This is a genomic window from Bacillus sp. FSL M8-0025 (assembly GCF_037975475.1).
Taxonomy (GTDB): domain Bacteria; phylum Bacillota; class Bacilli; order Bacillales; family Bacillaceae; genus Bacillus; species Bacillus subtilis.
In genome coordinates, this window is the sequence record NZ_CP150258.1 from 1,780,626 (window position 1) to 1,793,493 (window position 12,868).

Below are 12,868 nucleotides of genomic sequence, written 5' to 3' on the forward strand. Positions count from 1 at the left end.
GAGGAGTGGGAAAATGATAACTGAACAACTGCACATTTCATTAAATAATCCAATCATGTCCAACCACAAGGTATATGGACAAGCGTTATTACCCGGCCTTGCTTATATAGATTTAATCTACCAAGTATTCCAGGAACATGGTTATGCATACCAAGAGCTTGAATTAAAAAACCTGACCATTTTTTACCCTTTGATCGCAGATGAGTCATATGACATTGCCCTGACCATTCACGTGTCTGAAAGAAAGGAAGGGACATGGTCCATCATCATCGACGGACAAAAACAGCATGGAGAATCACTATCTGACAAGAGACAATATGTGACTGCTGACATGCATCGTAATGAGCAAACCGCTTTTGCCGAATCAATAGACCTTAATCAGTGGAAAAGTACAGCTGACAGGATTCTGAATTTAGATGAAATCTATGAACAATGCCGTTCTCAGGAGTTAGTCCATACCGGCATGATGAAGGCAAAAGGGCGGATTTATGAAACCAAAGAGGGTGCTTTAATTGATTTAGCAGTTGGACAGGAAGCCCTGCGCCATTCTGAAGCTTTTCTGTTTCATCCGACGCTTATTGACGGCAGCGGCATAGGTTCAAGCTGCCTGATCTCAGATCAAACGATGTACCTGCCATTGTATTATGAATCGTTTTCTGCTTCAGAACGATTGCAAAAAGGATGTACAGCACGGATCCTCTCCTCATCTGTGCGCCAAAAGAAAGAACTCACTTATATGACGATTGAATATTTTAATTCATCAGGACAAAAAGTGGCCGAGCTGAAACAATTTGCAGGCAAGTCTGTACGGAATATGTCAGCCTTTCATTCTCCAAAAGAAATTCAAGAAAAAAGAGCTGCTGTCTCTCAGAACATCAGTCGGGACTATCCCGCATTTGAAATGTATTTGCGTCAGCTGCTTGCTAAGCAGCTTGAAAGGCCGGCAGAACAAATGGATATCCACGCTGGGTACTATGAGCTAGGCTTGGATTCTCCGTCATTGCTTACCGTGGTTCAGGAAATTGGAGATAAGGTTGGAGCGGATCTTGCTCCGACACTGCTGTTTGAATTTACAACAATTGCAGAACTAGCTGCTCATCTTGCTGATCAATATTCAATTGGAGAGGCGGACGATGCTGTCCGCCAATCTCCTTCACCAATGAAGGATTCTCCTGATGGTGTTACCTCTTCACCAGAGATCGGTGAGGACATTGCCATTATCGGAATGGCGGGACGCTATCCTAAGGCAAAAAACATACAGGAATTTTGGGAACATCTTAAAGCGGGTACCGACTGCATCACAGAGATTCCAAACTCACGCTGGGAATGGAAAGAAAACAATGGACTGGATTCACCTGCAGGCAAGCCACTCTCGAAATGGGGCGGGTTTATCGAGGAGGCTGATTGCTTTGATCCTCAATTTTTCAGAATCTCTCCGCGTGAAGCGGAAATGATGGACCCTCAGGAACGGTTATTTTTAGAGACATGCTGGGAAGCTATTGAAGATGCGGGTTATACACCAGAGACAATTGCTGCACCGCAGGGAGAAAATAAAAGACAGCATGTCGGTGTGTTTGCCGGCGTAATGCATAAGGACTATTCCCTTATAGGGGCTGAAGCTCTATCAGAACACAATCCATTTCCTTTATCGCTGAATTATGCGCAAATCGCCAACAGGGTCTCTTACTATTGTAATTTCCACGGCCCAAGCATGGCGGTGGACACGGTCTGCTCTTCCTCATTAACTGCGGTTCATCTGGCAATAGAGAGCATCCGGAATGGAGAATGCGAGGCCGCGCTTGCCGGAGGCGTCAATTTGTCACTGCATCCGGCTAAATATATCAGCTATGGCAGTGTAGGGATGCACTCAAGTGACGGCTATTGCCATACTTTCGGCAAAGGCGGGGATGGCTACGTATCTGGAGAAGGTGTCGGCACAGTATTGCTAAAACCGCTGCGAAAAGCTGAACAGGACGGTGACCGAATCTATGCTGTCATCAAAGGCAGTGCGATAAATCATGTAGGAAAAGTAAGCGGAATTACAGTACCGAGCCCGGTAGCTCAAGCTGATGTAATCGAAGCATGTCTAGAAAAAACAGGAATTGATCCGCGCACCATCAGCTATGTTGAAGCCCATGGCACTGGCACCTCATTGGGAGATCCGATTGAAGTACAGGGGTTAGTAAAAGCTTTCAGCCGCAATACGCAGGACAAGCAATTCTGTTCAATCGGTTCTGTGAAATCAAATATTGGCCATGCTGAAGCTGCAGCCGGCATTAGCGGCTTAACGAAGACTGTCCTGCAGCTGCATCATAAAACCTTGGTGCCGTCATTACATTCAGAAGAGCTGAATCCTTATTTGAAGCTTGATCAAACCCCATTTTTTGTCCAGCATGAAACAAAGGAATGGGAGCAGCCATCTTTTACAGAAAACGGGGTGGACGTCACATATCCCCGCCGTGCCGGTTTAAGTTCGTTTGGCGCTTCAGGATCAAATGCGCATCTTATTTTGGAAGAATATATTCCGGCAGAGAGCCATTCAGAGACGATTTTAACGAAAAATGAAGAAATAGTGATACCTTTGTCTGCGAGAAACAAAGATCGTCTGCAGGCTTACGCTCTTAAACTTCTTGATTTTCTTAGCGAGGACGTCAATCTTTTAGCGTTAGCTTATACCATGCAGGCAGGACGGGTTGAAATGGAGGAGCGTGCGGCCTTCATTGTAAAAGACATAAAAGATTTAACGGCTAAACTTCGGGCGTTTGCCAATGGAGAAGAAGAGATCGAGGGCTGCTGGACCGGACAAGCCAAGGAGAATCAGGAGGCGGCTGGGCTAGCATCGGTAAATGCGCTGAATAACAATTTGACAACAGACAGTGAAATGATGGAAATGGCGAAAGCATGGGTTCAAGGACAGCGGGTCACCTGGGACGACCTATACGGCGATCGCAAGCCGCTTAAAATCAGTGTTCCGACCTATCCGTTTGCAAGGGAGCGCTACTGGATCCCGGTTCCTGAAATGAAAACCAGCACTGTGAATCATATCTTACATCCGCTGGTGCACCGCAATACATCAGACTTTACTGAGCAGCGCTTTAGCTCTGTATTTACAGGCACGGAATTTTTCCTGTCAGATCATGTTGTACAGGGACAGAAGATTTTGCCGGGCGTTGCCTATTTAGAAATGGCAAGGGAAGCAGCGGAAAAAGCTGCAGGCGATCTGGACGGCGAACAAAGAGTGGTGTCGCTTAAAGACATTGTGTGGGTGCGTCCTATCACGATAGAAAGTGAACCAAAAGAAATACATATTGGCCTTTTTCCTGAGGATAACGGGGACATTTCCTTTGACATTTATAGCAGCTCTGAACATAAAGAAGAAGCCCTGACGATACACTGCCAAGGCCGCGCTGTCATTTCAGATGAAGCGAACACTTCCATTTTAAACCTTTCATCAATACAGACAGAATGCAGCCTGGACACAGTGACGTCAGAACAATGCTATGCAGCGTTTCGAAAGATTGGGCTTGACTATGGAGAGGGCTATCAAGGGATTGAAAAAGTCTATGTCGGCAAAGATCAATTGCTTGCAAAAATCTCGTTACCCGCTTTTCTAAAAAACGACAAGCAGCATTTTGCGCTCCACCCGAGTTTGATGGATTCCGCGTTCCATGCCACAGTCGGTTTTATCGTTAGCTCAGTCAATGCCGCTGGACAAGCTCAGACGCTGTCTCTTCCATTTGCGTTACAGGAGGTTGATATTTTCAGCCCATGTCCAGAGAAGATATGGTCTTATATTCGATACAGTTCAGACAGTAAAGCGGAGGACAAAGTCAGAAAGTATGATATTGATTTATGTGATGAGAACGGACATGTTTGTGTGCGAATGAAGGGTGCCTCGATGCGGGCACTTGATGGAGAGCAGCATTCAAAGCCGCAACTATTAACTGATTCTCAGCTGACCGGGCATACGATGATGATCCCTGTCTGGGAACCAGTCTCTTCAGATACGGAGGATAATGCTTCGTTTGCTGGTACACGAGTTGTTTTATGCGGTGCTGCTGAAGCTGATCGGGCATTAATAAAGCATCATTATCCGCAAGTATCCTTTATCGATATCCGGCCTGCAGATGACATTGAGGGAATAGCGGACAAACTGCAAGCGTACGGAAGCATTGACCATGTCTTGTGGATTGCCCCGTCAGACCTGGAGAATAGTGATAGACAAGGAGAAGCTGTTCTTCACTTATTTAAGCTTGTGAAAGCATGCCTGCAATTAGGCTATGGCGAGAAACAACTTGAATGGTCTCTTGTGACCGTCCAAGCGCAGCCGGTTACGCAACATGAAGCAGTACAACCCGCTCATGCAAGCATTCATGGGCTTGCCGGCACAATGGCAAAGGAATATCCACACTGGAAAATCCGTCTTCTCGATCTTGAAAAAGGCTGCACATGGCCGGTAAATCACATGTTTTCGCTCCCAGCTGACCGCCTTGGCCATGCTTGGGCCTATCGTAATCAGCAATGGCATCAGCAGCAATTGATCCCATATCGGCACTCACTGTCAGGCGACACGCTGTATAGGAAAGGCGGAGTCTATGTGGTCATCGGAGGAGCCGGGTATATCGGAGAGGCGTGGAGTGAGTACATGATCCGCCGCTACCAAGCGCAAATCGTTTGGATTGGGCGAAGTCAACTTAATGCTGCCATCCAGTCAAAAATAGACCGACTTTCGGCGCTTGGCCCTGAGCCTTTCTACATTGCAGCCGATGCAGCCGATAAGCATTCATTGCAGCAGGCTTATGATCAAGTGAAAAAACGCCATCCTCATATTCACGGGATTGTTCACTCTGCGATGGTTTTATTTGAGCAAAGCCTGGAAAAAATGAAGCCGGAAGAATTCACCGCTGGACTGGCGGCGAAGATCGATGTCAGTATTCGGATGGCCCAAGTGTTCCGCCAGGAGAATGTAGATTTTGTTTTATTCTTCTCTTCGCTTGTAGCCCATATCAAAAATGTGAAGCAAAGCCATTATGCCTCTGGCTGTACATTTGCAGATGCTTTTGCTCACCGGCTTTCTCAGAGCTGGGCATGCCCTGTAAAAGTCATGAACTGGGGATATTGGGGGAATAGTGAAGCGGCTGAGGATGAACATTATGTACAACTCATGAATCAAATCGGCTTAGGTTTAATTGAGCCTGCGGAGGCTATGAAGGCGCTGGAAGCACTGCTTTCTGGGCCAGTCAGCCAAACAGCTTTCATTCATACGACAAAGCCTGTAGCAGTCGAAGGCGTGAATCAGAATGAATTCATCACTCTTTATCCAGAGCAACCTTCAGCAGATGCAGAGAGCCTGATGGAGCGTCTGCCGACTACGGGACGATTTCAAAGAGTGACACATGAAGAGCTTGATGATCTTCTTTACAGGCTGTTGTTAGGACAGCTGCAAACAGCCGGGCTGTTTGATGGTTATACATTATCGGTTGAACGTCTTCAACAATATAAGACTCGTGAATTTTATGGAAAATGGATTCGGCAAAGCAGCGAATTTCTCTTGCAGCATGGCTATCTTAAGAAAGTTGGAGATTCATTGGTGAGGAAGGACCAAGCAGAGGATATCGAGCTGCTTTGGCTAGAATGGAACGCGAAAAAAGAAAAGTGGCTTAAAGACAGCGAGACAAAGGCGATGGTTGTATTAGCAGAGGCCATGCTGAAAGCATTACCGGATATTTTGACAGGGAAAGTCCCTGCAACAGATATCATGTTCCCGCATTCCTCGATGGAACTTGTGGAAGGCATTTATAAGCATAACCAAGTGGCAGACTATTTTAATAAAGTGCTTGCCGATACATTATTAGCTTATCTGGATGAACGTCTGAAGCACGACCCTGAGGCATCGATTCGCATTATGGAAATAGGCGCAGGCACAGGCGGCACGAGTGCCGGAATCTTTGAAAAACTGAAACCATATCAAAAGCACATCAATGAATATTGCTATACAGATCTGTCTAAAGCATTTTTGCTGCATGCAGAAAAGGAATATGGGGCGGAAAATCCGTACCTGACATATCAGCTTTTTGATGTGGAAAAACCGATTGATCAGCAGGAATTTGAAGCGGGAGGCTATGATGTCGTCATTGCCGCTAATGTCCTTCACGCAACAAAAAATATCCGTCAAACACTGCGGCATACAAAAGCGGTAATGAAAAACAACGGAATGCTGCTGCTGAATGAAATGGCGGGAAACAGCCTGTTCCCTCACATCACCTTTGGTCTTTTGGAAGGCTGGTGGCTGTATGAAGATCCTGCAGTGCGGATTCCCGGCTGTCCAGGCTTACATCCTGACAGCTGGAAAGCGGCACTTGAAAGCGAAGGCTTTGAATCTGTCTTTTTCCCGGCCGAGGCGGCACATGATCTGAGTCACCAAATCGTCGCAGCCTCAAGCAACGGGCTGGTTCGACGTATGATGAAAAATGTGATCTTGCCGGAGAAGGTTGTTTTACAAGCATCTAATCAGGAGCCAGCCTACATTCATACCATAGATTCAGAGGAAGCTGGACAATCAAAACATGCTCTCCTAAGAGAAAAAAGCACAGAATATATGAAAAAACTAATCGGGGAAACGTTGAAAATTCCTGCAAGCAAAATTGAGTCAGCTGAACCGCTTGAAAAGTACGGGATTGATTCTATCGTCGTTGTCCAGCTGACAAATACATTGCGTAAAGAATTTGACCATGTAAGCAGCACTTTATTTTTCGAGTACCAGACCATTGACGCATTAGTTGATCATTTCATCAAAACAAAAACAGAAGCGCTGATGAAATTAACAGGTCTTGACCGTCAAGTTCAACAACAGACACCGGCCGAAAGCAGAACCCAATCCTCACAGAAACCTGATCAGGCCGCTAAAAGAACACGGCGCTATCGCAAGCTTGGCTTCAGCGGGGAGAAAGAAACACCGACAAACACTCTTGCAAGTCGTGACGTTGCCATTATCGGCATTTCTGGACGCTATCCTCAGGCGGAAACAGCAGAAGACTTTTGGAACAACCTAAAAGAAGGAAGAAATTGTATTGAGGAAATTCCGAAAGATCGCTGGGATTGGAAAGCTTATTACGATAAAGAAAAAGGAAAAGAAGGATCAATTTATACGAAATGGGGCGGATTTATCAAGGATATGGACAAGTTTGACCCATTATTCTTTCAGATTTCTCCGCTTGAGGCAGAAAGAATGGACCCTCAGGAGCGATTATTTCTGCAAACCGCTTATGCAAGTATTGAAGACGCGGGATACACGCCTGACTCGCTCTGTTCAAGCAGAAAAATCGGCGTCTTTGCCGGAGTCATGAACAAAAATTATCCGACCGGCTACGGCTATTGGTCTATCGCCAACAGAATATCCTATTTACTGAATTTCCAAGGCCCGAGTCTTGCAGTCGATACAGCCTGCTCATCCTCCCTGACAGCGATTCATTTAGCGCTGGAAAGCATTTATAGCGGATCGAGTGATTGTGCCATTGCCGGCGGTGTCAATTTAGTTGTCGACCCGGTTCACTATCAGAATTTATCTGTCATGAATATGCTCTCTGCTAGTGATACATGTAAATCATTCGGCGATGATGCAGATGGATTTGTCGACGGTGAAGGCGTAGGCGCCATTGTGTTAAAGCCGCTGCAGCAAGCAATAGCGGACGGTGACCATATTTACGGTGTGATAAAGGCAAGTGCCATTAATAGCGGAGGAAAAACAAATGGATACACGGTTCCAAATCCTCATGCACAGGCACAGGTAATTAAAGAAGCAATGGAGCGCGCCGACATTCCTGCCCGAACCATCAGTTATTTAGAGGCGCATGGAACAGGCACTGCATTAGGAGATCCGATTGAGATAGCGGGGTTAACAAAAGCATTTGAGAAAGATACGCAGGAGAAACAGTTTTGTGCGATCGGCTCCAGCAAATCAAATATCGGCCATTGTGAAAGTGCAGCCGGAATTGCAGGGCTGACAAAAATACTTTTTCAGTTTAAATATGGCCAAATTGCACCGTCATTGCATGCTCAGCGGTTGAATCCGAACATCGAGTTCAGCCATACGCCATTTGTCGTTCAGCAGCAACTTGGTGAATGGAAACGCCCGGTGATTGGCGGGCAAGAGGTGCCTAGGCGCGCTGGCTTGAGCAGTTTTGGCGCCGGAGGGTCCAATGCCCATATCATCCTGGAAGAATATATTCCAAGAACGGGGGCGCAAACGCCGAAAGACCATCCTCCAACGCTGATTGTGCTGTCGGCCAAAAACATGGAACGCTTGCAAGAAAAAGCGGAACAGCTGCTTACAGCCATCAAACAAAAAAGGTACCGCGAAACAGACCTGATCAGGATTGCCTATACCTTGCAAACAGGCCGTGAAGCAATGGAGGAACGGATGGCCTTTATAGCAGAATCACTAGAGGATCTTGAGAGAAAGCTGAACGATTTTATCGAAAACAAAGCAGACAGCCTGTATCTGGATCGCATCGATGATAACAAAAAAGCGTTAGCAGTCTTATCAGCGGATGAGGATACGGAAAAAATCATAGAAGCATGGATGAGCAAAGGGAAATACACGAAACTGCTGGACCTTTGGGTGAAAGGCTTGTCTTTCGACTGGGGCATGCTGTACGGCACCCAAACGCCTGTCCGGATCAGTCTTCCGGCATATCCATTTGCAAAAGAACGTTACTGGGCACCAGGCGCGGCAAAGGCTCCGGCGTCTATAGAACAGGATCATGATCAGCAAACAGAAGAACCTTTCAAGGTTATGACTTTTCAAGAAGTGTGGAAAGAAGAGCCGGCGACTCTCACATCGAAACGTATCAAAACGCTCATCTGTTTTCTGACTGAAAGAGAAAAGCAAAACGCATTTGCTTCAGCCTTGAAAAACGTTGATCAAGACACTAAGGTCATTTTTATATCACAGGGCGAAGTGTACAGCAAACAGTCTGAATATAGCTACCAGATTGTGCGGCAAGAACCCGTTACTTTTGAAAAGGCCTTCCAGAGCATTAAAGAAGAACTTGGAGAGCCAGATGCAATCCTCTATATGTGGCCTATGGAAGACAAGCGCTGTATAAAGGACCATTCCTGTATTGTTTACCTATTACAAGGTATGTCCGCAGCAAAGCTTCATCCTTCACGGCTGCTGCTGGCAGGATGTTTTGAAGATAGTCTTGACCGAAGTTATCTGGAATCATGGATTGGCTTCGAACGTTCACTCGGGCTTGTCCTTCCGCACACAAAAGTGACTGGAATCTTTCAGCCCGCGGAACAAGGATCGATGGATGATTGGACACGTAAAGTCTGGGCAGAATTACAGGCTTCAACTGAACAAACGGTTTTGTATCAGAATCTGAAACGATATGTAAATCACATTGAACAGACAACGATACAACCGGACAACAGCAAATTGAAGTCTGGCGGTACTTACCTGATTACAGGCGGTGTAGGAGGGCTTGGTTATTTATTTGCCAAGCATTTGGCCAAAAACTATGCCGCAAACCTGATTTTGACAGGGAGGTCGCCTTTTAATGATGAGAAGCAAAAGCAAATAAAAGAATTAAAGGATCTAGGCGGCGAAGCGATGTATGCAGAAGCAGATGTGTCTGATCCTATCGCAATGGGAGACTGCGTAAAAAGAGGGAAAGACCGATTCGGTGCCATCAACGGTGTTATTCATGCAGCCGGAATCGAGAGCGACTCTGCTATTTTTGACAAAAAGATCGAAAGCTTCCAGCGCATCATTGAACCGAAAATCAACGGCACGATAGCGCTTGATGAATGGCTTAAAAATGAAGACCTTGATTTTATGTGTTATTTTTCTTCTTCTTCTGCGGTTTTAGGGGATTTTGGATGTTGTGATTATGCGATTGGCAATAGGTTTCAGATGGCTTACGCACAATACAGAAATGAGCTGCATAACGGTAAAACGTTTGTCATCAACTGGCCTGTGTGGAAGGATGGCGGAATGAAGATCGGTGATGAGGAAACAACGGATATGTACCTGAAATCAAGCGGCCAACGCTTCCTAGAAGCCGAGGAAGGTATCCGTATGTTTGAGCACATCCTAGCTCAGCAGGATGCTCAGCATCTCGTGATAGCCGGTCAGCCCAGCCGTGTCAGCAGATTTTTAGGAATGACTGAACCAGCTATTCCAGAACCGGCCACTCAAGCCCCTCTAGCACAAGAAAACAAGGATGAGGTAAAAACACTAAGCATTGAAAAGCGTTTAGAACACGACTTGAAAGAGCATATTCACACATTGCTTAAGATTTCAAAGGACAAGCTGAATTTGAACAAAAATTGGGCCGACTTCGGATTTGATTCGATCTATTTGGCTAAATTCTCGAACGTGTTATCAAAGCATTTCAACATCGAAGTGACACCGGCTTTATTTTTCGGCTATTCAACTTTACAAGAATTGATCAGCTTTTTCTTAACCGATCATAAAGAGCTGATTGAAGCATTTTACCGGGATGATGCATCAGAGGCGCAAAAGCCCCCTGAAGCTTATGCAGTAATTCCTGTAGCTCCAGAACCGGAAACCAGTAAACAAAGCATTCGGCAGGTTCACGATGAGCCTATTGCCATTATCGGCATGAGCGGCAGGTTCCCTCAAGCTGATTCGGTCCATGAGCTGTGGGATAATCTGAAAAACGGTAAATCGTGTATCTCTGACATTCCGGGCGAACGCCGGGACTGGGGGAGAGCTAACAGAGATCCAGAAAAAGCAGTGCCAAGGTGGGGTGCATTTTTGAAGGACATAGACCGGTTTGATCCGCTGTTTTTTCAAATATCGCCTAAAGAAGCCGAAAGCATGGATCCGCGCCAGCGCATTTTTCTAGAGGAAGCATGGCACACGTTTGAAGACGCCGGCTATATGGGAGATCGGATAAAAGGAAAATCCTGCGGTGTTTATGTAGGTGTGGAAGAAGGGGAATATGCGCATCTAACCGGAGATACGGATTACATTAACGGAACACAAAACGCCACATTGTCTGCGAGAATCGCATACACATTGGATTTAAAAGGGCCTAATATGGCTTTGACAGCAGCATGTTCATCTGGACTGGTGGCGATTCACCAGGCATGTTCAGCTCTGCGTCAGGGGGATTGTGAAATGGCTTTAGCCGGCGGCGTCAGCTTGAATATTTCTCACATGTCTTTTGAGGCGCTGACAAGGGCCGAAATGCTGTCTCCGAACGGACAATGCAAAGTGTTTGACCAGGATGCCAATGGTCTTGTGCCAGGTGAAGCGGTGGCTGCTGTTCTCTTGAAACCATTATCAAAGGCAATTGAAGATAAAGATCATATTTATGGCTGCATCAAAGCCAGCGGCGTGAATTACGATGGCAAAACCAACGGCATTACTGCGCCAAATCCTTTTAGCCAGGCAGAATTGATCGAAAACATTTATGAAAAAAATGAAATCAATCCGCTCGATATTCAATATGTGATGGCGCACAGTACCGGCTCGAATCTTGGTGATCCGCTTGAGGTCCAAGCGTTAACGAGCGTGTTCAGCAAATATACGAAGCAGAAGCAATTCTGTATGATCAGCTCAATTAAACCTTTAATCGGACATACATTTGCAGCGTCAGGAACGGTTGCTTTAATCAGTATGCTGATGGCTATGAAAAACCAGATCATTCCGGCCACTCATCACTGTGAATCGGAAAACCCGTATATTCCGTTTAAAGAAAGCCCATTTGTGCTTTGCAAAGAAAACCGTTCGTGGATCAGGAAAAATCAGAAGCCGAGGATGGGAACGATCAGCACGACTGGAATCAGCGGCACCAATGCACATGCAGTCATTGAAGAATACATTCCGGAAGATCAGCCGTCCACACAGCGGCATCAAGGGTCACCGCAGGTAATCATGCTTTCAGCCCAAAATGACGATCGGCTTCAGGATGCTGCCTGCCGCATGATTGCGTATCTGGAGCAGAATCATAACCTTTCTTTACCTGATATGGCATATACGCTTCAGGTTGGGAGAAAAGCCATGGAAGCAAGGCTCGCGATCGTTGCAAACAATCAGAAGCAATTGGTGCGAAAATTGAAGGAATATGTGGAAGCAATGAAGAATGGTGGGGTATCAGGCCAACAGAGATCCCTTTATACAGGATATACAGAAGGGATATTAGAAGAACAAGATGAAGCAGTTCTGCAGGCTCTCGCAAAGGAAAGAAATTTGGAAAACATCGCGGAATGCTGGGTGAAAGGATATCAGATTCCTTGGGAACTCCTTCATGATGGCGATCACGTTCGAATGGTTTCTTTACCTGGTTATCCATTTGCAAGGGAGCGGTATTGGGTTTCGTCAGGCACCCAGCAATCAGTGGCCGTTAAACAGCATTCACAAGATATGAAAACAGAGATTGACGAGCCGAATGGCAAAACCCATATTCAAAAGATCATTGTTCAATTTTTAGCACGAGAATTGGGCATATCTGAGGATCGAATCAATTTCAAAAGAAACTTTTTGGATTATGGGATGGATTCAATTCTTGGCCGGAAATTGATGCGGCATATCGAAAAAACCACGCAGCTGAAGATGGCCGGTCGGGAAATCCTTGAATGTCAGACAGTCCAAGCTCTATCTGACCATTTGGCCTTAAAAGCGGAAAAACAAAATCATAGCGCAGCAGCACATCAAATAAAGGACACGTATACAGACGAGCAAATCATCGGATTAATGCAAGAGGTGGCGCTAGGGAAATTGGATTTTAAGAGTGTGCAAAACATCATAGAAGGGAGTAAATCGTATGAATCATAAAGAAATTCTCGATGCCTTCAGATCAGGAGAATTAACCATTTCTGAGGTGGAAGAACATCT

At 45.8% G+C, this 12,868-nt stretch carries 1 protein-coding gene; it reads left to right on the top strand.

Going from position 1 to position 12,868, the window contains the following annotated elements:
- Nucleotides 1-13 precede the first annotated feature (13 nt).
- Nucleotides 14-12,808 (top strand): polyketide synthase PksM, encoded by a 12,795-nt coding sequence (gene pksM / locus MKX38_RS09115; protein WP_339189227.1) that lies wholly within the window; start codon nucleotides 14-16, stop codon nucleotides 12,806-12,808.
- Nucleotides 12,809-12,868 lie beyond the last annotated feature (60 nt).